We start from the raw sequence: 24,053 nt of genomic DNA, 5'->3' as shown, positions 1-24,053 counted from the left end.
GCCTTCGGCTCAACCTGCTCGATTCACTCTATAGCAGGTTCGCAGCCGGCCGGAGATGGATCATGCGAGGAGCAGGCGCTCAGCCGATGCCGAGCGCCTTGAGCTTGCGGTGCAGCGCCGAGCGTTCCATGCCGACGAACTCGGCCGTGCGCGATATGTTGCCGCCGAAGCGGCTGATCTGGGCAACCAGATACTCCCGTTCGAACACCTCGCGCGCATCGCGCAGCGGCAGGCCCATCAGATGCTCGCCGCCATTGCCGCTCGGCAGGCTGGGCACAAGCGAGCCGACATCCGGCGGCAGCATGTCCGCCGTCACCAGCGCCTCGGCGTCGCCGGAAGCGAGGATCAGCAACCGCTCGATGTTGTTGCGCAGCTGGCGCACATTGCCGGGCCAGTCATGCGACTGGAGCACGGCGAGCGCATCGTCGGCAATGCGTCGACGGGCAAGGCCGGTCGCCTGCGAGATGTGCTCGAGGAAGAACTCGACCAGTTCCGGCACATCCTCGCGACGCTCGGCCAGCGGGGGCACACGGATCGGTACCACTCCAAGGCGGTGATAGAGGTCTTCGCGGAACCGCCCTTCGGCGATCTCCTTCTCCAGATTGCGCGCCGTCGAGGAGATGATGCGCACGTCGACCGAGACGCGGGTCGCCCCGCCCACCCGAAGGAAATTCTGGTCGACCAGCACGCGCAGGATGCGATTCTGCGTCTCGCGCGGCATGTCGGCGATCTCGTCGATGAAGAGCGAGCCGCCATGCGCCTCTTCGAGCGCGCCGACCTGACGGCCCTGCCCGTCCGTCCCCTCGATGCCGAAGAGCTCGATCTCCATGCGCTCCGGCGTGATCGCCGCGGCGTTGATCACCACGAACGGCCCGCCGGCGCGCGAGGAGGCCGCGTGGATCATGCGGGCCGTCAGTTCCTTGCCGGAACCGGAGGGGCCGACGATCATGATGCGGCTGTTGGTCGGAGCCACGCGCTCGATCGACTGGCGCAGCTGGTTCATCACCGAGGAGCGGCCGACGAGCTGCTGCGCTACCGGGGTGCGCTGCTTCAGGTCGCGCACCTCGCGCTTCAGGCGCAGCGTCTCCAGCGCGCGCTCGGCCACGAGGATCAGCCGGTCCGAGTTGAACGGCTTCTCGATGAAGTCGTAGGCGCCCTGCTTGATGGCGGCGACCGCCGTCTCGATGGTGCCGTGGCCGGAGATCATCACCACCGGGACATCCGGATGGTTCTTCCTGATGACCTCCAGGAGCTGCAGGCCATCGAGCTTCGAGCGCTCGATCCAGATGTCCAGGAAGACCAGATGCGGCCGGCGCGCCTCGATGGCGGCCAGCGCCTCGTCGCTGTCCTTGGCGGTGCGAGCGCTGTAGCCCTCATCCTCCAGGATGCCGGCCACCAGCCCGCGAATGTCGGCCTCGTCGTCGACGATCAGAATGTCGGTCGCCATGAAACCGTTCTCCTTCAGCCGGCCAGCCGGGCGGATGCCGCGTCGCCGTTGCCGTCATTGTGTGCGGTGGGGCCCCCGTCGCGCGCGAAGCGCAGGCGGATCCAGGCGCCACGTCCGTTCGGGGCATCGTCGAGTTCGATTCCGCCACCATGTTCTTCCATGATCTTCCCCACGATCGCGAGACCGAGCCCGGTGCCCTTCTCGCGGGTTGTCACATAAGGTTCCAGAAGCCGCGCCCGGTTCTCGGTCGGCAGGCCCTTGCCGTTGTCGATGACGTCGATCGTCACCATCCGTTCGTCCGCATGGACCGCCACCTGAATGCGCGGCAGCTCCGTGCGTTCCTCGGGCGGTACGGCGCCGAGTGCCTCGGTGGCGTTCTTGATGATGTTGGTCAGCGCCTGCGAGATCAGCCGGCGGTCGAAGCGCGCGACCACCGGGTTCTCCGGCACGTCGAAGTCGATGGCGATGTCCGGATTGCCCACCCGCATGAGGAAGACCACCTGCCGCGCCGTCTCGCCGACGTCCTGCGCCTCGGCCACCGGCTTGGGCATGCGCGCGAAAGAGGAAAACTCGTCCACCATGCGGCCGATATCACCGACCTGGCGGATGATCGTCTCGGTGCACTGGTCGAAGACCTCGCGGTCTCCCTCGATCACCTTGCCGTACCGCCGGCGCAGCCGCTCGGCCGAGAGCTGGATCGGGGTGAGCGGGTTCTTGATCTCGTGGGCGATGCGGCGCGCCACGTCCGCCCAAGCGGAGGTGCGCTGAGCGACGACCAGCTCGGTGATATCGTCGAGCGTGACCACCCACCCATGCTCGGCCTCGCGCGACTGCTCGGTGGTGACGCGCACGGCGATCACGCGGTCGCGGCCACTGCGGGTCAGCGTCGTATTGCCCTGCACACTGCGCTCTCCAGCCTCCATCGCCTCGGCCAGCAAGGAGGAGATCTCCGGAATCACCGTACCGAGCTCGCTGCCGAGCACTTCCGCCTCGACGACGCCAAGCAACTTCTCCGCCGGCCGGTTGATGATCGAGATGCGTCCGAGGGAATCGAGGCCGATTACGCCCGCGCCAACGCCCGACAGCACCGCTTCGGTGAAGCGGCGGCGGGTATCGATCTGGTCGCGGGCCTGAACGAGGTCATTGCGCTGGGTGCGCAGCTCCTGCGTCATCTTGTTGAAGGTCTCGGCAAGGCTCGACAGGTCGCCCTCGGTGCGGCGCACGGGCACCTCGACGAAGAGATTGCCGGCAGCGACGAGATCGGCGGCGCCGATGAGGCGGCGGATGGGCGCCACCAGCCGGTTGGCGAAATGGATACCCAGCCACACCGCGCACAGCAGCACGGTGAGCGAGATCACCGCGTAGAGGACGGCGAAGGCGACCTGAACGCCAACGCGCTGCTGCTCGAGATTGCGGTAGTCGACCACCGCCGCCTGCGTCTCCTTGAGATAGTCGATGACCCGTGGATCGACGGCGCGCGCGACGTAGAGGTAGAGATCGCCGAACTCCTTCAGCGGGATGACCGCGCCGACATAGTCGGCGTCGCCCGGCAGGTAGATCAGCGGCTGCTCCTCGGTCGCGTCCTTGAGCGCGAGGTTGGCCGGCACCACGAATTCGCGGCCGACCCGCAGCGTCGCCCGGTCGACGATGTTGAGATCCTTGTCGATGATCATCGCCGCGGGCAGGCCGCGCACCACAGACTGGGCGGTCAGCGCCTGCCGGAAGCGGCTGCGGTCCTGGTCCCACAGCGGGCGGATGCGCTGCATGTCGCGCGCCATGCCGAGAATGTCGCCTCGGATCGAATAGGCATGCTCGCGCACATAGGTCTGCGCGACGGAGACCGCGTTGTCGACGATCGCGCGGGTACGCACCGAGAACCAGCGGTCGAGGCCCTTGTCGAGGGTGATGCTGGCGAGGATCGCCACCAGCAGCGCCGGCACCACCGCGACGACACCGAACAGGCCGACGATGCGCACATGCAGCCGCGCGGCCGCCCTGCCCCGTCGCCGCGCCTTGACGATGCGCCAGACCTCGCGGCCGATGATGCCGATCAGGACCAGCGACATCACGCCGTTGAGGCACAGGACGGTGATGACCACTTCCTGCGAGGGCACCAGCGGCGTGATGCCGATGAGGATGATGAAGCTGGCCAGCGCCATGACGAGCGCCAGCAGCACCGCCAGCGGCGCGAGCCCCCAGAGGGAGAATCGAAAACCCATCGCGCCGAGATCCAGCGCGTCGTCCCTGTTTGGCCCGCGAGTCGAAGCGTCGCTCATCCATCACCATGCCGGCGGGCCGGGAATCAGCCTGCCCCACTGATGCAGTGGTATGACACTGGTGCAAAAATGTGACATTGGCGACCACCTCCCCGCTTTATTCACGGGGCGATGGCGCAACCGGATCAGCGGCTGGTGCGGATGATCTGGATGTCGAGGTCCCGGATCTTCTTGCGCAACGTGTTGCGATTGAGCCCGAGAAGCTCCGCCGCCTTGATCTGGTTCCCGCGCGTCGCCGCCAGGGCGGCGGAAAGCAGCGGGTATTCCACGTCCTTCAGAATCCGGTGATAGAGGCCGGGAGGCGGCAAGTTTTCGCCGAAGCCGCCGAAATAGGTGTTGAGGTGGCGCTCCACCGAGGAGGAGAGCGTCTCGTCCTGCCCGGTCTCCTCCGGCGCCGCGGTCGAAACCGGCGTCGACAGCTCGGCCTCGATGATGGAGGCGGTGATGATCTCCTGCGGATAGAGCGCGGCAAGGCGGCGGATCAGGTTCTCCAGCTCGCGCACGTTGCCCGGCCAGCGGTAGCGCTTGAGGCGGTCCAGCGCGGCAGCGTCGATCTGCTTGCGCGGCAGCCCCTCGCGCTCGGCCTGCAGGAAGAAGTGGCGCGCGAGGTCCGGCACGTCCTCGGCCCGCTCGCGCAGCGGCGGCAGACGCAGCGGCACGACGTTGAGGCGGAAGAACAGGTCCTCGCGGAACAGGCCCTGCTGGATGAGGATGCGCAGGTCCTTGTTGGTGGCGGCGACGATGCGCACGTCGGTCTTGATTGGCGTGCGGCCGCCGACGGTCGTGTACTCGCCCTGCTGGAGAACGCGCAGCAGGCGCGTCTGTGCCTCCATCGGCATGTCGCCGATCTCGTCAAGGAACAGCGTACCGCCCTCGGCCTGCTCGAAACGGCCGGCGGAACGGGCATTGGCGCCGGTGAAGGCCCCTTTCTCGTGGCCGAACAGCTCGGACTCGATGAGGTCGCGCGGGATGGCCGCCATGTTGATGGCAACGAAGGGTCCGTTGCGGCGCTTGCCGTAATCGTGCAGCGCGCGCGCCACTAGTTCCTTGCCGGTGCCGCTCTCGCCCGCGATCATCACCGTGAGATCGGTCTGCATCAGCCGCGCCAGCACACGGTAGATGTCCTGCATCGCCGGCGAGCGGCCGACCAGCGGAATGCTGTCGGCATCCTCGCCGAGGGTCTTCAGGGCATTCTCGGGCTTCTTCGGCTCGGACAGGGCGCGGCCGACGATGGAGATGAGCTCCTTCAGGTCGAAGGGCTTGGGCAGATACTCGTAGGCGCCCTTCTCCGAGGCGCGGATCGCCGTCATGAAGGTGTTCTGCGCGCTCATGACGATGACCGGCAGGTCCGGCCGTACCTTCTTGATACGCGGGAGGAGATCGAAGGCGTTCTCGTCCGGCATCACCACGTCGGTGATGACGAGATCGCCGTCTCCCTGGCTGACCCAGCGCCAGAGGGTGGCTGCGTTGCCGCAGGAGCGCACCTCGTAGCCCGCCCGCGACAGCGCCTGATTGAGAACGGTGCGGATGGCGGCATCGTCATCGGCGACCAGAATGCTTCCCGTCGGCATGGCGGCTCTCAACTCTTCTCGTTACCGCGGCTGGCGCGATACATGGGCATGAGGACACGAAAGGTCGTGCGGCGGGGCTGGCTGTCGCATTCGATGATGCCGCCATGGTCGCCCACGATCTTCGCGACCAGCGCAAGGCCAAGGCCCGTGCCGGTGGGCTTGGTGGTGACGAATGGGTCGAACAGGTGGGGCATGAGGTCTTCCGGCACGCCGGGACCATTGTCCCTCACGCAGAACTCCAGCGGTAGGCTGACACGGGCCGGTGCGCCGGGCACCATGAGGCGCACACCGGGGCGGAAGGCGGTGGTGAGATGAATCTCGCCGTCCGGCGCATCGCCAATGGCTTCAGCGGCGTTCTTCACCAGATTGAGGAAGACTTGGACGAGTTGATCGCGATTGGCCAGGACCGGCGGCAGCGAGGGATCGTACTCCTCGACGAAGCGGATGTTGCGCGCGAAGCCGGTGCTCGCTAGCGTGCGCACATGCTCCAGCACCGCGTGGATATTGACCGGCTCGCGCTCGATGGGGCGCTCGTCGGAGAACACTTCCATGCGGTCGACCAGCTTCACGATGCGGTCGGCCTCATCGGTGATCAGCCGGGTCAGGGAGCGGTCGTCGTCGCTGGCCGACAATTCGAGAAGCTGCGCCGCACCGCGAATGCCCGACAGCGGGTTCTTGATCTCGTGGGCCAGCATGGAAGCCAGAGCCGTGACCGAGCGCGCCGCGCCGCGATGGGTGAGCTGGCGATCCATCTTGTCGGCGATGGTCCGCTCCTGAAGCATGATCACCACATGGCCCGGCGCTTCCGACAGCGGCGCGACATGGATGTCGACGATGCGCTCGCCGCCGTTGCGCGGCGTGCCGAGATCCACGCGATACTCGTTCACGGCGGCACCGCGCGTGCGTACCTGCTCCACCAGCGACAGGATCGGGCTGCCGAAGGGCACGAACTCCTGCAGCCGATGGCGCGTCAGCACGGCCAGCGACGCCTCGAAGAAGGCTTCGGCGGCGACATTGGCGTCCACCAGCCGATCATCCTCCGCGACCGTGATGACGGGGTGCGGCAGGGCGTTCACCACGGCTTCGGCGGTCGCGCTGCCGGCACGCTGGCCGGTTCGTTGCGAGGGGACCGACTTCATGCCGCGGCTCTCCATGCGATGTCATCGAACGCGTCGCGGATACCTTCCGCAACGCGCACGGGGTCTTCAAGCGTAAGCAGGCGCTGGCGCCAGCCCTGGGCGATCTCCGGCGCACGGCCGGCGCTCGCCACCGCGGCGGCCAGCGACCAGCCGATGTGCTTGCGGGCGCAGCGCATGCCGAGTTCCCGCCCGTAATGGCCCAGCCAGCCGTCGTAGAGTTCCAGCAACACGTCGCGCTGCTCCTCCGGTGCGGGATCGGCGGGCATCCGGCCGGTGCGCAGGCGCTCGATCACCTGCCCAGGGAACCAGGGACGCCCCTGTGCACCACGGCCAATCATCAGCCCATCGGCGCCGGAAGCGGCCAGCATGACCGGCGCGTCCTCGGCATCGACGAGATCGCCGTTGGCGAGCACGGGAACGCCCACCGCCTGCTTCACCCTGGCGATCGCCGCCCAGTCGGCCCGGCCGGTATAGAACTGGCAGCGGGTACGGCCATGAATGGTGATGAGCTGGACGCCGATCTCTTCCGCCCGGCGGGCAAGTTCAGGCGCCACCAGCGCGCCGTCGTCCCAGCCGAGACGGGTCTTCAACGTCACCGGAACCGAGACCGCGCCGACCACCGATTCGATGATGCGGGTGGCGAGATCGAGATCGCGCAGCAGCGCCGAGCCGGCAAGGCCCGTGGTGACGCGCTTGGCCGGGCAGCCCATGTTGATGTCGATGATCGCCGCCCCGGCGGCTTCCGCGATGCGGGCTGCGCGCGCCATGGAAGCGGGCTCGTTGCCGGCGAGTTGCACCGCATGCACGGCGACGCCCGCCCCTTCGGACCGCAGCACTGTTTCCTCATGGCCGGTTTCGAGCGCGCCGGAAGCGACCATCTCCGACACCGCGAGGCTCGCACCATAGCGCAGCGCCATGCGCCGCATCGGCGCATCGGTGATACCGGCCATGGGCGCGAGCACGACCGCCCCCGGCACTGTGACGGTGCCGATCTGCAGGTTGGCCGTTGCGAGGGAGGAAAGGGTCAAGCGGTGATCACTCGATGCACATTATATGAGCCCGACCAGCGGTGCCTATATAATAGCCACGACGCGACCGTCATCAACCCTTCTGTATGGCTTATGCCAAATCTTTTGCAATGAGGCTCCGCTTTTGCGCTAAACGAGGCTGCGGGGCAAGCCTGCGCTGATGAAGCGGCAGTCACTGCCGGGAGGAATGCACTCGAACATGCGCACGGACGTGATCGTGGTCGCGGCAGGCCGCGGCCAAAGAGCAGGCGACGGATTACCTAAGCAATACCGCACGCTAGCCGGCCAGCCCGTGCTGCGCCGGACACTTGCCCGCTTCGTCGGCCAGCCGGGCATCCGCTTCGTGCAGCCGGTCATCTCGCCCGAGCATGCCGACCTTTTCGCCAGCGTCGCCGAGGGGCTTCCCGATGTGCGCCCTCCGGTTACCGGCGGCGCGACGCGGCAGGCTTCCGTGCGCGCGGGTCTCGAAGCGCTGGCAGCCGATCCGCCCGATCTCGTGCTGATCCACGACGCCGCCCGCCCCTTCGTCTCCGGGCGGCTGGTGGCCGACGCCGTCGCCGCCGCTGCCGCGCATGGCGCCGCCGTGCCAGCGCTGGCGCTGGTCGATACGCTGAAGGCCCTCACCGATCCCGGCTTCGTTGCCACCGGACCCGATCGCAACGCGGTGCGCGGCGTGCAGACGCCGCAGTCCTTCCGCTACGAACTCATCCTCGCCGCGCACCGCGCCCAGGCTGAAAATGGCGACCTGACGGACGATGCCGCGGTAGCGGAAGCCGCCGGCCACAGGGTCGCGATCTTTCCGGGAGACCCGGCCAACATCAAGCTCACCACGCCCGAGGATTTCGTGACCGCGGAACGCAACGCCCTGCTCGCCCTCGCCGATGTCCGCACCGCCACCGGCTTCGACGTGCACGCCTTCGGTCCCGGCGACCATGTAGTGCTGGGCGGCCTGCGCATTCCCCACACGATGGGGCTCGCCGGCCATTCCGACGCCGATGTGGTGCTGCACGCGCTGACTGACGCGCTGCTCGGCACCATCGGCAGCGGTGATATCGGCCATCACTTCCCGCCCTCCGATCCGCAATGGAAGGGCGCTTCCTCGGACCGCTTCCTTATCCATGCCGCCGACCTCGTGCGCGCGGCGGGTGGACGGATCGCTCATCTCGACGCCACCATCGTCTGCGAGGCGCCGAAGATCGGCCCGCATCGCGAGGCCATGCGCGAACGCATCGCCGCCATCGTCGACCTCCCGGTGGCGCGCGTGAGCGTGAAGGCGACGACCAGCGAGCAACTCGGCTTCACCGGGCGCCGCGAGGGCATCGCCGCGCTGGCGGCGGCCACTGTCCGCCTGCCGTGGATCGACTGAGGACAGGGAGGCCGCCATGAACGACGCACGGGACGCCATCGACATCGAGGCCATGCGGGTGCTCGACCTCTGCCGCGCTCGCGGCCTCACCGTCTCGACCGCCGAATCCTGCACCGGCGGCCTCGTCGCCGGCGCCTTGACCGACATTGCGGGCTCCTCCGACGTGGTGGACCGGGGCTTCGTCACCTATTCGAACCAGGCGAAGATCGAGGTTCTCGGCGTCTCGCCGGCCACCCTCGCCGCCCACGGCGCGGTAAGCGAAGAGACGGCCCGCGAGATGGTCACCGGCCTGCTGCGCATGGCAAGGACCTCGCTCGGCGTTTCGATCACCGGCATTGCCGGCCCCGGCGGCGGTTCGGCGGAAAAGCCGGTTGGCCTCGTGCACTTCGCGGCGGGGAACGACAAGGGCGCCGTCCTGGTCCGCCGGGAGGTCTTCGCCGGGCAGGACCGCGCCGGGGTGCGCCGGCTCTCCGTGCTCACCGCGCTTGCCATGCTGGCGGAATTGGCCGCTCAGGCGCCCGCGAGATCCTGACGGCCATAGATCTCGTCCGCCCGCACCTCGAACGCCTCGGCGAAGCGGCGGAAGGCGGCGTCGAACATCGCCCCCATCAGCAGGCCGAGCGTGCGCGAACGGAAGTCGTAGGAAATGTAGAAGTCGACCTCGGAGGCCCGCTCTTCCAGCAGCTTGAAGGTCCAGCGGTTCTCCAGCCGGCTGAACGGCCCATCGAGATATTCCACCACGATGGACAGGCGCGGCCGGTCGAGCGTGACGCGGCTGGTGAAGCTCTCACGAAACATCTTGTAGGCGACGCCCATGTCGGCGACGAGGATGTCGACGCCCTCCCCGCTCGCCACGCGCCGGCGTACATGCAGCTTCTCGCAGAGCGGTACGAATTCGGGATAGCGCTCCACATCCGCCACCAGATCGAACATGTCCGACGCCGAATGGCGGACGCGCCGCTTGTTGCGGAAGGCCGGCATCGCTCAGGCGATAACCGCCGGAGCGACCGCGGTCCCGAGCTTGGCGTCGCGTGCGGCGCGCAGCCGGGCGAAGTCCTCGCCGGCATGATGCGACGAGCGAGTCAGCGGGCTCGACGACACCATGAGGAAGCCCTTCGCATAGGCGATGGTCTCGTAGGACTTGAAATCCTCAGGCGTCACGAAGGCCATCACCGGATGATGCTTGCGCGTCGGCTGGAGGTACTGGCCGATGGTCATGAAGTCGATATCGGCCGAGCGCAGGTCGTCCATGAGCTGCAGCACCTCGTTCCGCTCCTCGCCGAGACCGACCATGATGCCGGACTTGGTGAAGATGGAGGGATCGAGCTCCTTCACCTGCTGAAGTAGGCGTAGCGAATGGAAGTAGCGCGCGCCGGGCCTCACCTTGAGGTACAGCGAAGGCACGCATTCGAGATTGTGATTGAACACGTCGGGACGCGCCTCGACCACCACCTCCAGCGCGCCATCCTTGCGCAGGAAATCGGGTGTCAGTACCTCGATGGTCGTGCCCGGGCTGGTAGCGCGGATGGAGCGGATGGTACGGGCGAAATGCTCGGCGCCGCCGTCCGCGAGATCGTCGCGGTCGACGGAGGTCACCACCACATGCTCGAGCCCGAGCCGGGCCACGGCATCGGCGACCTTCTGCGGCTCGTCCCGATCGAGCGGCCCGGGCATTCCGGTGCGCACGTTGCAGAACGCGCAGGCGCGCGTGCACGTGTCGCCCATGATCATGAACGTCGCGTGCTTCTTCTGCCAGCACTCGCCGATGTTGGGGCAGCTCGCCTCCTCGCACACGGTGACGAGGCCGTTGGCGCGGACGATGTTCGCCGTTTCCTGCCAGCCGGGCGTACCCGGCGCGCGGACGCGGATCCAGTCCGGCTTCTTCAGCACGGGCGTCTCGGCGCGCTTCACCTTTTCCGGGTGACGAGGCTTTTCGAGAGCGCGGTTGAGAGTGTTGAGAACGACGACCATTCGCTTTCCGCTGGCTGCACTCGACGGTCGGAACCGCGAGCCGGTTGCCCCACAGTTAAGCCTCGTCCCGCCGTTGCGAAAGGGGAGCGCCAACGCACCCGCCCCGTGCCGGACGCATGACACCGAACCCCGGCGCCAGGACATGGGAGCGGCACGCCTCGCGACGCGCCGCCCTCCGGCGGCCTATCGGCCGGTGCGGATCTTCCGCCAGACGAACAGCACGAGGATGGCGCCCACCGTCGCCGCGATCAGCGTGCGGAAGAAGCCGAAGACGGGAATGTCGACGATCTCGGCGAGGTACTTGCCAACGAAAGCGCCGATAAGACCGAAGAGCAGGTTCCCGAGGAGCCCATGGTCGCTCTCGGTGACCCTCTCGGCGATCCAGCCCGCGAGCAGGCCGATGATGATCATCGCGAACCAGCCGACGCCCGGCTCGTTCAAGGCCGAATAGATCTGTCCGTCCATCAAAGGCTCCTACCCCCGTACGGGCCGCCCCGGCCCGACTTCAGATATGAATCGCGCGCCCATAGGCATTGAGCACGCTCTCGTGCATCGTCTCAGAAACCGTCGGATGCGGGAAGACGGCGTTTATCAGCTCTTCCTCAGTGGTTTCCAGATTCATCGCCAGAACGAAGCCCTGGATGAGCTCGGTCACCTCCGCGCCGACGAGGTGCGCGCCCAGCAGCTGGCCCGTCTTGGCGTCGAAGATCGTCTTCACCAGCCCCTCCGGCTCGCCGAGCGCCACGGCCTTGCCGTTGCCGATGAAGGGGAAGCGGCCGACCTTGATCTCGTAGCCTGCCTCCTTGGCCTTCTTCTCGGTGAGACCGACGGAGGCCACCTGCGGCATGCAGTAGGTGCAGCCGGGAATCATCAGCTTGTCCATCGGGTGGGCATGCTTGCCGGCGATGGCCTCGGCAGCGATGACACCCTCGTGCTCCGCCTTGTGAGCGAGCATGGGCGGACCAGCGACATCGCCGATGGCCCAGATGCCGGGTACGTTGGTGCGGCACAGGCCATCGACCACCACGCAGCCACGATCGGTCTTCACGCCGAGCTTCTCGAGGCCAAGATTCTCGATGTTGCCGACGACGCCGACGGCCGAGATCAGCCGGTCGGCGGTCAGCGTCTGGCTCTTGCCGTCCGCCGTCTCCACCGTCGCAGTCACGCTGTCGGCGCCCTTCACGACCTTGGAAACCTTGGCGCCGGTGAGGATCTTGATGCCCTGCTTCTCGAAGCGCTTGCGGGCGTGCTCGGCGATCTCCTCGTCCTCGACGGGGAGGATCTGCGGCAGCAGCTCGATGATCGTCACATCCGAGCCCATCGCCTTGTAAAAAGAGGCGAATTCGACGCCGATGGCGCCCGAGCCCATGATCAGCAGCGACTTCGGAACGCTCGCCGGTGCCAGCGCCTCGAAATAGGTCCAGATCAGCTTCTTGTCCGGCTCGATGCCGGGCAGCGCGCGCGGGCGGGCGCCCGTGGCGATGACGATGTTCTTGGCGGTGTACTCACCGGCCGGCAATGCGCCCTTGGGCGCGGGCTCGGACGAGGCGGCGACGGACACCTTGCCGGGAGCGGTGATGGTCGCCTGCCCCCAGATGATGTCGACCTTGTTCTTCTTGAGCAGGAAGCCGACCCCGTTGCTCATCTGCGCGGCGATGCCGCGCGAGCGCTTCACCACGCCGGCGATGTCGACGCCGGTCTTCTCGGCGATGAGGCCGTAGTCCTTGGCATGCTCGATGTAGTGGATGATCTCGGCCGAGCGCAGCAGCGCCTTGGCCGGGATGCAGCCCCAGTTCGGGCAGATGCCGCCCACGAAGGAGCGCTCCACCACGCCGACCTTGAGGCCGAGCTGCGCGGCGCGAATGGCGCCGACATACCCGCCGGGGCCGGAACCGATGATGAGGACGTCGTAGTTGTTCGCCATGATCGTACCTCAGACCAGCATCGACATCGGCTTTTCGATGATCTGCTTGAAGGCGGTGAGGAGCTGCGCGCCCATGGCGCCGTCCATCACCCGATGGTCGCAGGAGACGGTGACAGTCATTTGCGTCGCCACCGCCAGCTGCCCGCCCTTCACCACCGCACGCTGCTCGCTGGTGCCGACCGCAAGGATCGTTGCATGCGGCGGATTAATGATTGCCGTGAAGTCCTTGATTCCAAACATGCCGAGGTTCGAAATCGCCGACGATCCGCCCTGATATTCATGCGGCATCAGCTTCTTGTTGCGGGCGCGGGCAGCGAAATCGCGGGTCTCGTTGGAGATCGCCGACAGAGTCTTGGTCTCCGCCTTGCGGATGATCGGAGTCAGAAGGCCCTTGCCGCCGTCGATCGCCACCGCGACACCGATATCGGAATGCTTCAGCTTGAGATAGCGGTCGCCGCCCCACACCTGGTTGGCATCCGGAACCTGCTGGAAGGCGAGCGCGTAGGCCTTGATGACGAAGTCGTTGACCGAGAGCTTGTAGGCTGGCTTGCCATCCTTCTCGGGGGCCGCCTTGTTCAGTTCCTCGCGCAGCTTCAGCAACGCATCCACGTCGCAATCGACGGTGAGGTAGAAGGTCGGCACCGTCTGCCGGGCCTCGGTCATGCGCTGGGCGATGACCCGGCGCATGGCGTCGAGCGGCACTTCCTCATAGGTGCCGGGCTCGTAGTAGGCCTTCACCTGCTCCAGCAGTGCGCTGTTGGACAGCGGAGCAGCAACCGGGGCGGCGGGAGCCGAACCCGCAGCCGGTGCGACGGCCGGCTTCGCGGCACCGCCAGCCGGGGCGGCAACGACATCCGCCGCAACGACGCGGCCGCGCGGGCCGGAACCCTTCACCACGGAGAGGTCGATGCCCTTCTCCTTCGCGAGGCGACGGGCCAGAGGCGAGGCAAACACACGAGCGCCGGAAGCGGCGGGCGCCGAAACCGGAGCCGCGGGAGCCGCCGGGGCCGGAACAGGCGCGGCCGGCTCCGGAGCCTTGGGCGCCTCCACCTTCGAAGCTTCGGCCTTCGGGGCCTCAGCCTTGGCCGGCGCGGCACCACTGCCGGCTGCCACGGCCTTCACGTCCTCGCCATCGGTGGCAAGCACGGCGATGAGCTGGTTCACCGGCACGTCGACTGTGCCTTCCGGCACGACGATCTTGGCCAGCGTGCCCTCGTCGATGGCCTCGACTTCCATCGTGGCCTTGTCGGTCTCGATCTCGGCGATCACGTCGCCGGGGGCGACTTTGTCGCCCTCCTTTTTCAGCCACTTGGCCAGGTTGCCCTTCTCCATGGTGGGAGACAGGGCCGGCATGAGGATCTCGATGGACATGGCGATCTCCGTCCTCAGCGATAGGTGACGGCCCGGGCGGCGTCGATGACGTCCTGCACCGACGGAAGGGCGAGCTTTTCGAGGTTCGCGGCGTAAGGCATCGGCACGTCCTTGCCGGTCACCCGCAGCACGGGGGCGTCGAGATAATCGAACGCCTTCTCGACCAGCTGGGCGACGATCTCGGAGCCGACACCCGACTGCGGCCAGCCCTCCTCCACCGTGACGCAGCGCCCGGTCTTCTGGACCGAGGCGATGATGGTCTCGATGTCCAGCGGGCGGATGGTGCGCAGGTCGATCACCTCGGCCTCGATGCCGAGCTTGGACAGCTCCTCAGCGGCCTTCAGCGCGTAGTTCATGCCGATGGACCAGGCGACCAGCGTCACGTCCTTGCCGGGACGTGCGATCTTCGCCTTGCCGATCGGAACGGTATAGTCGTCCAGCTTCGGCACCGGGGAGGCGTGCCCATACAGGATCTCATTCTCGAGAAAGATGATCGGGTTGGGATCGCGGATCGCCGACTTGAGAAGCCCCTTGGCGTCGGCCGCCGTATAGGGCGCGACCACCTTGAGGCCCGGAATGTGGCTGTACCAGGCGGAATAATCCTGGCTGTGCTGGGCGGCGACGCGGGCGGCGGCGCCGTTCGGGCCGCGGAACACGATGGAGCAGCCGATCTGGCCGCCCGACATGTAGTGCGTCTTGGCGGCGGAGTTGATGATCTGGTCGATCGCCTGCATGGCGAAGTTGAAGGTCATGAACTCGACGATGGGCTTGAGGCCCGCCATCGCCGCGCCGACGCCGACGCCGGCGAAGCCGTGCTCGGTGATCGGCGTGTCGATCACGCGCCGCGCGCCGAATTCCTGCAGCAGCCCCTGGGTGATCTTGTAGGCGCCCTGATACTCGGCGACCTCCTCACCCATGACAAAGACGTCGCCGTCGCGGCGCATCTCCTCGGCCATGGCGTCGCGCAGCGCCTCGCGCATGGTCTGGTTGACGAACTCGGTGCCTTCCGGAACGTCCGGCTCGGGCAGAACCTCGGGCTGAGGCGGCGCGGCGACGGCGGAGGTGACGACAGCGGGCGTCGCCGGGGCGGACACCGCCACCGGCGAGGGCTCGACCGGTGCGGTTGGGACCGGCGCGGCGGCCTTCGGGCTCGGCACACTGACCGCGCTCGCATCCTCGCCATCGGCGAGGATGACGGCGATCGGCGTGTTCACCGCGACATCCTGCGTGCCTTCCGGCACGAGGATCTTGCCGAGGGTGCCCTCGTCGATGGCCTCGACCTCCATGGTCGCCTTGTCGGTCTCGATCTCGGCGATCACGTCGCCGGACTTGACCGTGTCGCCCTCTTTCTTGAGCCACTTGGCTAGGTTGCCCTTCTCCATGGTCGGAGAGAGCGCAGGCATAAGGACTTCGGTCGGCATGGCGGCGTTCCCCAAAGAAACGTGCGTCAACAATCGCGCGTCACTGCGTCCGTACCGGCGGAACGAACGTCAGGTTGCTGTAGACGGCCATCGAGGCGATGGCGACGAGAATGGCAATGAAGAAGGCGACCATCATCTTGTTCAGCATGGTCGCCGTTTCGGCACTGGCGCCGGCGGTCTGACGTGCCCCGAAGGGCCAGAGCACGGCGAGAACCCAGCCGAGCGGGCCAGCTTGCCGGGCACCGGCGAGGCGAAGGGCAAGCCGGGCCGCGAAGACCCAGATGACCACCGCCGCCGATACACCGGCGACCAGCGTGACCCAGAACAGCTCGGCGAGCATCCGCGCGTTCCGCCGTTCAGCGCAGCACGTCGGTGTAGAGCTCGGAGGCGTCCGGCTCCGGATCGGCGCTGGCGAAGTCGGCGGCCGCGTTCATCTGGTCGCGGATCTCGGCGTCGATCGCCTTCAGCTCGTCCTCGGTCGCCCACTTCTTCTCCAGCAGGCGGTTGCGCACCTGCTCGATGGGATCGTGCTCGGTGCGCATCTTCTGCACCTCCTCCTTGGACCGGTACTTGGCCGGGTCCGACATGGAGTGGCCGCGATAGCGGTAGGTGAGCATCTCGAGGATGTACGGCCCCTTGCCGGAACGGGCGAACTCGACCGCGCGGGCGCCGGCGGCCTTGACCGCCCGCACGTCCATGCCGTCGACCTGTTCGCCGGGAATGTTGAAGGAGGTGCCGCGCTTGGAGAAATCGGTCTGGGCGGACGCGCGGTTCACCGCGGTGCCCATCGCATACTTGTTGTTCTCGATGATGTAGATGACCGGCAGCTTCCAGAGCTCCGCCATGTTGAAGCTCTCATAGACCTGGCCCTGATTGGCGGCGCCGTCACCGAAATAGGTCAGGCAGACGCCGCCATTGCCGCGGTAGTGATCGGCGAAGGCGAGGCCGGTGCCGAGAGAAACCTGAGCGCCAACGATGCCGTGACCACCGAAGAAGCCCTTCTCGATGCTGAACATGTGCATCGAGCCGCCCTTGCCCTTGGAATAACCGCCGCGGCGGCCGGTGAGCTCGGCCATCACGCCCTTGGGGTCCATGCCGCAGGCCAGCATGTGGCCGTGATCGCGATAGCCGGTGATGACCTGATCGCCATCCTTGAGGGCGGCCTGCATGCCGACGACGACCGCTTCCTGGCCGATATAGAGATGGCAGAAGCCGCCGATGAGACCCATGCCGTAGAGCTGGCCGGCCTTTTCCTCGAATCGGCGAATTTCGAGCATCCGGCGGTAGGCGTCGAGTTCATCGTCCTTGGAGAAGTCGAGAACCGCGGCGGCCTTGTCAGACCGGCGCGCCGGGCTCCTGGCCGCGGCCGCCTTGGCCGGGGCTTTCGGAGCGGCGGCCTTTCCGACGGTCTTGCTGACGGGCGATTTCTTGGCGGCAACTACCATGGCGCTTCCTCAGCTCGAGACTTATGTCGTCGAGCTTCATAACGCACCTTCACCCATAGCGCTACGCGCGCAATGCAATGCTGCGCCGCACAACATGTTGCTGGCGCAATGGTTTCCCGATTTGAACTTATTTTCAGTTCATATCAAGACTTAACTTGTATCAAGTTAAGTTTCTGGAATTCCGTCATTTCCCAACGGCAATGCCCTGGCATGCCAGAAAACGGGTCGCTCACCTATTTTTCGCGATCATTGCACCTGCGGCGCCGCGGGAGCGCGCAGCAGCACCAAATCCCTAGGATTGATGAGATTGAGCAGCACGCGCGCCTGCTCGTCGAGCATATCGGCATCGATGAGATCGGGCGAGAGTAGCCGAACCTTCGCCTCCAACGCCTGCCGCTGGGTGCGCAGCTTGTCGCGCTCCTCGGTCAGCTCGGCGTGCTGCTGCTCGAAGGTGCGGCGGGCGATGAGGCCGTACTGGCCGTTATAGCCCTGAACCGCGAAATAGCCGATGAGCGCCGCCGCCCCGAGATGCAGGGTGACGGTCTGGAAGATGGAGCGCCAGCGGGTGCGTATAATCATGGAAACGGAGCCTAACCGGGGTCGGTTGAGACTCCGTTAACCGTGTCGGCCGGAAGCGGGCTTCCGGTAGAAAAAGAGATCAGGCGAGCGCCTTCAGCGCCGCGCGGCCGGCATAGATCGCCTGCGGCCCCAGCTCTTCCTCGATACGCAGGAGCTGGTTGTACTTGGCCGTGCGGTCCGAACGCGCCAGCGAGCCGGTCTTGATCTGACCGCAGTTGGTGGCCACCGCGAGGTCGGCGATGGTCGAATCCTCCGTCTCGCCGGAGCGGTGCGACATGACCGCGGTGTAGGCCGCCTTGTGCGCCATCTCGACCGCGTCGAGCGTCTCGGTCAGCGAGCCGATCTGGTTCACCTTCACGAGGATGGAGTTCGCCACGCCCTGCTTGATGCCGGCGGAAAGGCGGGTGACGTTGGTGACGAACAGGTCGTCGCCGACCAGCTGGCACTTGGAGCCGATGGTGTCGGTCAGCAGCTTCCAGCCCGCCCAATCGTCCTCGGCCATGCCGTCCTCGATGGTGGCAATCGGGTAGCGGGCGACGAGATCGGCGAGGTACTTCACCTGGGCCTCAACGTCGCGCACGACGCCTTCGCCCTCGTAATCGTACTTGCCGTTCTTGAAGAACTCGGTCGAGGCGCAGTCGAGGCCGAGATACACATCCTCGCCCGGCTTGTAGCCGGCGCTCTCGATGGCCTTCATGACGAAGCCCAGCGCCGCATCGGCCGACGGCAGGTTCGGCGCGAAGCCGCCCTCGTCGCCCACATTGGTGTTGTGGCCGGCGTCCTTGAGGGCCTTCTTCAGCGTGTGGAAGATTTCGGCACCGGTACGCAGGGCCTCGGCGAAGGTCGGGGCGCCGACCGGCAGGATCATGAATTCCTGGAAGTCGATCGGGTTGTCGGCATGGGCGCCGCCATTGACGATGTTCATCATCGGCACCGGCAGGACGCGCGCGTTGACGCCGCCGACATAGCGGTAGAGCGGCAGTTCGCGGGCGGCGGCCGCCGCCTTGGCCAGGGCGAGCGAGACGCCGAGAATGGCGTTGGCGCCGAGACGCGCCTTGTTCGGCGTACCGTCGAGCTCGATCAGGATCTTGTCGATCGCCGCCTGCTCCTCGGCATCCATGCCGCCGATGGCGTCGAAGATCTCGCCATTGACCGCGTCGACCGCCTTGGAAACGCCCTTGCCGAGATAGCGGCCCTTGTCGCCGTCCCGCAGCTCGACGGCTTCATGCGCACCGGTCGAGGCGCCCGAGGGAACAGCGGCGCGGCCCTTGGAGCCGTCCTCCAGCACCACATCTACCTCGACGGTCGGATTGCCACGGCTGTCCAGGATTTCACGCCCAATGATATCGACGATGGCGGTCATGCGTTTCCCCACTTCTCACTCGGCCAGAATGGTCGAGCGCTTCTACTCGACCGATGTGACATGCGAAAGAGGTGCCACGGACATATCGCCCGACCCGACAGGAGGGGAACCATGACGAACCCGCAGGAGGGCCCGCTCCAGCTCGGCCGTCCCACGACGATGCCGGCCTCGCCGGAGGAGGCCGTGCTCGACCGCGTACCCAACCCGCAGGCCGACACGCTCTATGTGGCGCGCTTCACGGCGCCCGAATTCACCTCGCTCTGCCCGGTGACGGGACAGCCGGACTTCGCCCATCTGGTGATCGACTACGTGCCGAATGACTGGCTGGTCGAATCGAAATCGCTAAAGCTCTATCTCGCCAGCTTCCGCAACCACGGCGCCTTCCATGAGGACTGCACCGTCGCCGTCGGCCGGCGTATCCACGACCTGCTGCAGCCGCACTGGCTGCGCATCGGCGGCTACTGGTATCCGCGCGGCGGCATTCCGATCGACGTGTTCTGGCAGAGCGGCGCGCCACCGAAGGAGGTCTGGCTGCCGGACCAGGGCGTGCCGCCCTATCGCGGGCGGGGGTAGCCCCTATTTCAGTCCAATGACCGTCTCATCCTGAGGTGCCCGGCCAGCGGCCGGGCCTCGAAGGATGCTCATCCGGGCGCGCTGCAACGACCATCCTTCGAGGCTCGCTACGCTCGCATCTCAGGATGACGGCAGACTGGGGGCAAGCTTCCATAGGGCAGAGCGCCCTACTCCACCGTCACCGACTTGGCGAGGTTGCGTGGCTGGTCGACGTCCGTGCCCATCACCACCGCCGTATGATAGGCGAGCAACTGGATCGGGATCGCATAGACCAGCGGCGCCACCAGCGGGTGCATGTCCGGCAACACCAGGGTCGCCTCGGTCTCCAGCGAGGCCTTTTGCGCGCCGGAAGTGTCGGTCAGCAGGATGATCCGGCCGCCGCGCGCGGCAACCTCCTGCATGTTCGACATGGTCTTCTCGAACACGGCGTCATGCGGAGCGATCACCACCACCGGCATTTTCTCGTCGATCAGCGCGATGGGGCCATGCTTGAGTTCGCCGGCCGCGTAGCCCTCGGCGTGGATGTAGGAGATCTCCTTCAGCTTCAGCGCCCCTTCGAGCGCCAGCGGGAAGGAGGTGCCACGGCCGAGGTAGAGCACGTCCTGCGTCTTGGCGAAGGAACGGGCGAGATGCTCGATGTCGCCGCCGAGACTGAGCGCTTCGTTCATCAGGCGTGGCACTTCGACCAGCGCATGGACGAGACTGCGCTCCTCTTCCGTCGAGAGAGCGCCGCGCGCCCGCCCGGCCGCCACCGCGAGCGCGGCGAGCGTCGCCAGCTGGCAGGTAAACGCCTTGGTCGAGGCCACGCCGATCTCCGGCCCCGCCAGCGTCGGCAGCACGACATCCGCCTCGCGGGCGATGGTCGAGGTCGGCACGTTCACCACCGCGAGCAGATGCTGCCCCTCCTGCCGCGCATAGCGCAGCGAGGCGAGCGTGTCGGCGGTCTCGCCGGACTGCGAGATGACGATGGAGAGCCCGTTGGCCGGCAGCGGCGCCTCGCGGTAGCGGAACTCGGAAGCGACATCGATCTCCACCGGCAGGCGGGCGAAACGCTCGAACCAGTATTTGGCGACGAGGCCGGCATAGTAGGCGGTGCCGCAGGCGGCGATCGAAACCCGCTCCAGGCGGGCGAAGTCGAAGGGCAGTTCGGGCAGCTGCACCGTCTCGTTGGCCATGTCGAGATAATGCGCCAGCGTATGCGCGACGACCTCGGGCTGCTCGTGCATTTCCTTCGCCATGAAGTGGCGGAAGTTGCCCTTCTCCACGAGGAAGGAACCCGTCGTGGTCTTCTGCACCGCGCGTGTGACGCGGGCATTGGCGGAATTGCGGATTTCCGCGCTGGTGGTGCTCAGCACCGCCCAGTCGCCGTCGTCGAGATAGGAGATGGTGTCGGTGAACGGGGCGAGCGCGATGGCATCGGAACCGAGATACATCTCGCCATTTCCATAGCCGATGGCGAGCGGGCTGCCCTTGCGGGCGCCGATCAGCAGGTTCTCTTCGCCGTCGAACAGGAAGGCGAGCGCGAAGGCGCCCTGAAGGCGCGGCAGCGCCGCCGCCACCGCGTCGACCGGGCCCAGCCCACCACGCAGCTCGCGCGTGACAAGGTGAGCCACTACCTCGGTATCGGTCTCGCTCTCGAAATTGGCACCGGATTCCAGCAGTTCGTCGCGCAGCTCGCGGAAATTCTCGATGATGCCGTTATGGACCACCGCCACCTCGGTGGTGGCATGGGGATGGGCGTTGGCGACGCTGGGGCGGCCATGGGTCGCCCAGCGCGTATGGCCGATGCCGATATGCCCTTCCAGCGGCGCCTCGCGAAGGACGGCATCCAGATTGCGCAGCTTGCCTTCGGCACGGCGGCGGGAGAGGTGCCCCTTCTCGAGCGTGGCGATGCCGGCCGAGTCGTAGCCGCGATATTCCAGCCGCTTCAGCGACTCCACGAGCCGGTCGGCGACAGGAGCGGTGCCGACGATGCCGATGATTCCACACATGAGACGGGTGCCCTTCGGAAAGCGACGATCTGCGAGGCTACGATTCAGGGTTTAACCGCCCGTCACCGCAGCGCCGAAATCAATTCGAATGTCGTTTCGTATCGCCCGCTTCGTGTCATTTCTTCGGCGCGAGGCCGGCCGAGAGCTTGGCCCGCAGCCGCGCCGCCAGGCCGGGCTTGTTGACCTGCCGGGCCCGGCCAATGGCCAGCGCATCCGCCGGAACGTCCTCGGTGATGACGGAGCCCGTGCCGAGATAGGCGCCGTCCCCAACCGTCACCGGAGCGACGAGCAGACTGTTCGTGCCCACGAAAGCGTTGGCGCCGATGGTCGTGCGGTGCTTGCGGAAGCCGTCGTAGTTGCAGGTGATGGTACCCGCGCCGATGTTGGTGTTCGCGCCCACGCTGGTGTCGCCGACATAGGAGAGGTGGTTGACCTTCACACCCGGCGCGAGATCCGAGGCCTTGATCTCCACGAAGTTGCCGACATGCACCCCCTGCCCCAGCTCCGCTCCGGGGCGCAGCCGGGCGAAGGGCCCGACGATGGCGCCGGCGCCGACATGCGCGCCCTCGATATGGCTGAAGGCGCGGATGGTGGCGCTGTCCTCGACCCGCACGCCGGCCCCGAAGACGACGTTCGGCTCGACGATGACGTCGCGGCCGAAGCTGGTATCGGCGGAGAGGAACACCGTCTCGGGCGCCACCAGCGTCACGCCGCCGTCCAGCGCGCGCCGGCGCAGCCGTCCCTGCAGGATCGCCTCGGCCTCCGCCAGCTGCGCACGGCTGTTGACGCCGACGACCTCTTCCGCGGCGGCTTCATGCACCATTGACGCCCGGCCGAGACCGCGGGCGACCTCCACCGCATCGGTGAGGTAGAATTCTTTCTTGGCGTTCGCGTCGCCGATGCGGTCGAGAATGTCGAGCGCGGCGCGGCCGTCGAGGGCCATCAGGCCGGCATTGCACAGGCCGATGGCACGCTCGGCCTCGCTCGCGTCCTTCTCCTCGCGGATGGCGACGAGGGCGCCGCCCTGCGTCACCAGCCGGCCATAGCCGAACGGATCGTCCGGCCGGAAACCCAGAACGGTGACGGCAGCTCCGCCGGCCAGCGGCCCGCGCAGGGCGCCGATGGTCTCCGGCCGCACTAGCGGCGTATCGCCATACATCACCACGACATCGTCATAGCCGCGCTCCAGCGCGCTCCGCGCCGCCAGCACGGCATGGGCGGTGCCGCGCCGCTCGGACTGGACGAAGACCTCCGCATCCGGCGCCACCCGGCGCACCTCGGCGGCGACCTTGTCGTGATCGGGTCCGACCACGACGGCAATCTTCGCCGCGCCGGCAGCCAGCGCCGCGTCGAGCACGTGGGAAACCATCGGCCGACCGGCGACGGCGTGCAGCACCTTCGGCAGGGAGGAGAGCATGCGGGTGCCCTCCCCGGCCGCGAGAACGATGACGAGAAGCTGGCGCATCGGCGAACTCCGAAGGACGGCGTGACGGCTGGGATCGGGCATCTGCCCGGACGGTGGGCGGTATCTAGCCTGCCTCGCGCATCGGCGGAAGACGGGCGGCGCGCCTTCGCCGTTCCCCACGAAAGCCCCGGCGACGGCGCATGGGGAAGTGTGTATCAGGATGGGGCATGACCGATCCCACGCCGGCTTCTCCCGAAACACCCGCCGCCTCCCGCTCCATCGAGCCGCGGGCGCTGGTGGCGCTCATGGCGATGCCGCTGTTCTTCGCGACGAATCTCGTCATCGGCCGGGCGGTGGCCGGGGTCGTGCCGCCCTGGTCCCTCGCCTTCTGGCGGTGGGCGGTCGCGGTGGCGATCCTGCTGCCGTTCGCCGCCCCCGCCCTGCTCCGTCGCCGGGACCTGCTGCTCGGGCAATGGCGGCGCCTGTCGATCCTGGGCCTGCTCGGCATGGTGATCTGCGGCGGCAATGTCTATGTCGCGCTGGGGCACACCACCGCGACCAACGCGACGCTGATCTACACCACCTCCACCATCATGATCGTGGTCATGGACGCTGTGCTGGCCCGCCGGAAGCTGCCCGCCATACAGCTGCTCGGCACGCTGGCGGGCTTCGCCGGCATCGCGCTCATCGCCGTGCACGGTGAGCTCGGCCGGCTGCTCGGCCTCGAGTTCAACACCGGCGACCTCGGCATCCTCGTCGCGGCCGTGTCCTGGGCCGCCTATTCGCTGATGCTGCGCTCCGGCCCGCTGACCCAGCTCGACGCATTGCCCGGCTTCACCGCAAACGCCATCGCCGGAACGCTGCTGCTGGCTCCCTTCGCCCTGTGGGAGATGGCGAGCGGGGCGCCCTTGCCGCGGACGGGCGAGGCGTGGGGCGCCATCGTCTTCCTCGCGATCTTCCCCTCGGTGCTCGCCTTCGGCCTGTTCCAGTACTGCGTCCGCGTGGCGGGCGCCTCGGTAACGGCGAACTTCCTCTATCTCATGCCGGTCTATGGCGTGGTCCTCGCCGTGCTGCTGCTCGGAGAGGAACTGCACCTCTATCACGCCGTCGGCTTCGTGCTGATCCTCGGCGGCGTGATCCTCGCCACCCGCCGCCCGGCACGTTGATCCACCGCCCGCGCCAT

21 protein-coding genes are annotated in these 24,053 nt (G+C 67.1%); 4 read left to right on the top strand and 17 right to left on the bottom strand.

The window, feature by feature from the left end; genetic code table 11:
* Nucleotides 1-79 precede the first annotated feature (79 nt).
* The 5 genes from ntrX to dusB form a co-directional block, all read right to left on the bottom strand.
* Nucleotides 80-1,447: a nitrogen assimilation response regulator NtrX gene (ntrX, locus tag FO470_RS13505; protein WP_144343493.1), complete on the bottom strand. Its 1,368-nt coding sequence runs from the start codon at nucleotides 1,445-1,447 to the stop codon at nucleotides 80-82.
* Between the two features lie 14 nt (nucleotides 1,448-1,461).
* The gene (locus tag FO470_RS13500; RefSeq protein ID WP_246659584.1) at nucleotides 1,462-3,666 is read right to left on the bottom strand and encodes a sensor histidine kinase NtrY-like; all 2,205 of its coding nucleotides are present in this window, start codon (nucleotides 3,664-3,666) and stop codon (nucleotides 1,462-1,464) included.
* 182 nt (nucleotides 3,667-3,848) lie between these two features.
* The gene (gene ntrC, locus FO470_RS13495) at nucleotides 3,849-5,294 is read right to left on the bottom strand and encodes a nitrogen regulation protein NR(I) (protein ID WP_144343491.1); all 1,446 of its coding nucleotides are present in this window, start codon (nucleotides 5,292-5,294) and stop codon (nucleotides 3,849-3,851) included.
* Nucleotides 5,295-5,302: 8 nt separating this feature from the next.
* Nucleotides 5,303-6,433, bottom strand: coding sequence for a two-component system sensor histidine kinase NtrB (locus FO470_RS13490; protein WP_144343490.1), 1,131 nt, complete (start codon nucleotides 6,431-6,433; stop codon nucleotides 5,303-5,305).
* Nucleotides 6,430-7,461: a tRNA dihydrouridine synthase DusB gene (gene dusB / locus FO470_RS13485; protein WP_186291956.1), complete on the bottom strand. Its 1,032-nt coding sequence runs from the start codon at nucleotides 7,459-7,461 to the stop codon at nucleotides 6,430-6,432. Before dusB ends, FO470_RS13490 begins: the two co-directional genes overlap by 4 nt.
* A 187-nt stretch (nucleotides 7,462-7,648) precedes the next feature.
* On the opposite strand from dusB, the gene FO470_RS13480 reads away from it, so the two are divergent.
* Nucleotides 7,649-8,827, top strand: coding sequence for a bifunctional 2-C-methyl-D-erythritol 4-phosphate cytidylyltransferase/2-C-methyl-D-erythritol 2,4-cyclodiphosphate synthase (locus FO470_RS13480; RefSeq protein WP_144343489.1), 1,179 nt, complete (start codon nucleotides 7,649-7,651; stop codon nucleotides 8,825-8,827).
* Nucleotides 8,828-8,879: 52 nt separating this feature from the next.
* A complete protein-coding gene (locus tag FO470_RS13475) occupies nucleotides 8,880-9,359 on the top strand; it encodes a CinA family protein (RefSeq protein WP_246659598.1) in 480 nt (159 codons plus the stop codon).
* Here FO470_RS13475 and FO470_RS13470 read toward each other — a convergent pair.
* The 10 genes from FO470_RS13470 to eno all read right to left on the bottom strand — a co-directional run bounded on the left by FO470_RS13470 (nucleotide 9,338) and on the right by eno (nucleotide 18,901).
* Nucleotides 9,338-9,808, bottom strand: a complete 471-nt coding sequence (locus tag FO470_RS13470; protein WP_144343487.1) for a type II toxin-antitoxin system RatA family toxin — start codon at nucleotides 9,806-9,808, stop codon at nucleotides 9,338-9,340. The two genes, FO470_RS13475 and FO470_RS13470, sit on opposite strands and share 22 nt — an antisense overlap.
* A 3-nt stretch (nucleotides 9,809-9,811) precedes the next feature.
* Nucleotides 9,812-10,798 (bottom strand): lipoyl synthase, encoded by a 987-nt coding sequence (gene lipA / locus FO470_RS13465; RefSeq protein ID WP_144343486.1) that lies wholly within the window; start codon nucleotides 10,796-10,798, stop codon nucleotides 9,812-9,814.
* Between the two features lie 183 nt (nucleotides 10,799-10,981).
* The gene (locus tag FO470_RS13460) at nucleotides 10,982-11,263 is read right to left on the bottom strand and encodes a GlsB/YeaQ/YmgE family stress response membrane protein (protein WP_144343485.1); all 282 of its coding nucleotides are present in this window, start codon (nucleotides 11,261-11,263) and stop codon (nucleotides 10,982-10,984) included.
* A gap of 40 nt (nucleotides 11,264-11,303) precedes the next feature.
* Entirely contained in the window at nucleotides 11,304-12,722 is a 1,419-nt protein-coding gene (gene lpdA, locus FO470_RS13455) for a dihydrolipoyl dehydrogenase (protein WP_144343484.1), read from the bottom strand.
* Between the two features lie 9 nt (nucleotides 12,723-12,731).
* On the bottom strand, nucleotides 12,732-14,093 hold the full coding sequence (locus FO470_RS13450) for a pyruvate dehydrogenase complex dihydrolipoamide acetyltransferase (protein ID WP_144343483.1): 1,362 nt from the start codon (nucleotides 14,091-14,093) through the stop codon (nucleotides 12,732-12,734).
* 14 nt (nucleotides 14,094-14,107) lie between these two features.
* Nucleotides 14,108-15,514 (bottom strand): pyruvate dehydrogenase complex E1 component subunit beta, encoded by a 1,407-nt coding sequence (locus FO470_RS13445; protein WP_144343482.1) that lies wholly within the window; start codon nucleotides 15,512-15,514, stop codon nucleotides 14,108-14,110.
* Nucleotides 15,515-15,554: 40 nt separating this feature from the next.
* Complete coding sequence (locus FO470_RS13440) at nucleotides 15,555-15,854, bottom strand: hypothetical protein (RefSeq protein ID WP_144343481.1); 300 nt, start codon at nucleotides 15,852-15,854, stop codon at nucleotides 15,555-15,557.
* A 16-nt stretch (nucleotides 15,855-15,870) separates the two neighbouring features.
* On the bottom strand, nucleotides 15,871-16,959 hold the full coding sequence (gene pdhA / locus FO470_RS13435; protein ID WP_144343480.1) for a pyruvate dehydrogenase (acetyl-transferring) E1 component subunit alpha: 1,089 nt from the start codon (nucleotides 16,957-16,959) through the stop codon (nucleotides 15,871-15,873).
* A 246-nt stretch (nucleotides 16,960-17,205) separates the two neighbouring features.
* Nucleotides 17,206-17,538 carry an FtsB family cell division protein gene (locus tag FO470_RS13430; RefSeq protein WP_144343479.1) on the bottom strand — a complete coding sequence of 111 codons (333 nt, stop codon included), beginning with the start codon at nucleotides 17,536-17,538 and terminating at the stop codon, nucleotides 17,206-17,208.
* 79 nt (nucleotides 17,539-17,617) lie between these two features.
* Nucleotides 17,618-18,901: a phosphopyruvate hydratase gene (gene eno / locus FO470_RS13425; protein ID WP_144343478.1), complete on the bottom strand. Its 1,284-nt coding sequence runs from the start codon at nucleotides 18,899-18,901 to the stop codon at nucleotides 17,618-17,620.
* A gap of 111 nt (nucleotides 18,902-19,012) precedes the next feature.
* On the opposite strand from eno, the gene queF reads away from it, so the two are divergent.
* The gene (queF, locus tag FO470_RS13420; protein ID WP_144343477.1) at nucleotides 19,013-19,474 is read left to right on the top strand and encodes a preQ(1) synthase; all 462 of its coding nucleotides are present in this window, start codon (nucleotides 19,013-19,015) and stop codon (nucleotides 19,472-19,474) included.
* Nucleotides 19,475-19,641: 167 nt separating this feature from the next.
* Here the strand turns inward: queF and glmS are convergent, their stop codons facing one another.
* Nucleotides 19,642-21,465 (bottom strand): glutamine--fructose-6-phosphate transaminase (isomerizing), encoded by a 1,824-nt coding sequence (gene glmS / locus FO470_RS13415; protein ID WP_144343476.1) that lies wholly within the window; start codon nucleotides 21,463-21,465, stop codon nucleotides 19,642-19,644.
* A gap of 115 nt (nucleotides 21,466-21,580) precedes the next feature.
* Nucleotides 21,581-22,930: a bifunctional UDP-N-acetylglucosamine diphosphorylase/glucosamine-1-phosphate N-acetyltransferase GlmU gene (glmU, locus tag FO470_RS13410; RefSeq protein ID WP_144343475.1), complete on the bottom strand. Its 1,350-nt coding sequence runs from the start codon at nucleotides 22,928-22,930 to the stop codon at nucleotides 21,581-21,583.
* 167 nt (nucleotides 22,931-23,097) lie between these two features.
* Between glmU and FO470_RS13405 the strand changes: the two genes are divergently transcribed.
* The gene (locus FO470_RS13405) at nucleotides 23,098-24,036 is read left to right on the top strand and encodes a DMT family transporter (protein ID WP_186291955.1); all 939 of its coding nucleotides are present in this window, start codon (nucleotides 23,098-23,100) and stop codon (nucleotides 24,034-24,036) included.
* Nucleotides 24,037-24,053 lie beyond the last annotated feature (17 nt).

Source organism: Ancylobacter moscoviensis, assembly GCF_007559435.1.
Classification (GTDB): domain Bacteria; phylum Pseudomonadota; class Alphaproteobacteria; order Rhizobiales; family Xanthobacteraceae; genus Ancylobacter; species Ancylobacter moscoviensis.
Note: the sequence above shows the minus strand (reverse complement) of the source record. Positions and strands in the feature narration are given on the sequence as shown.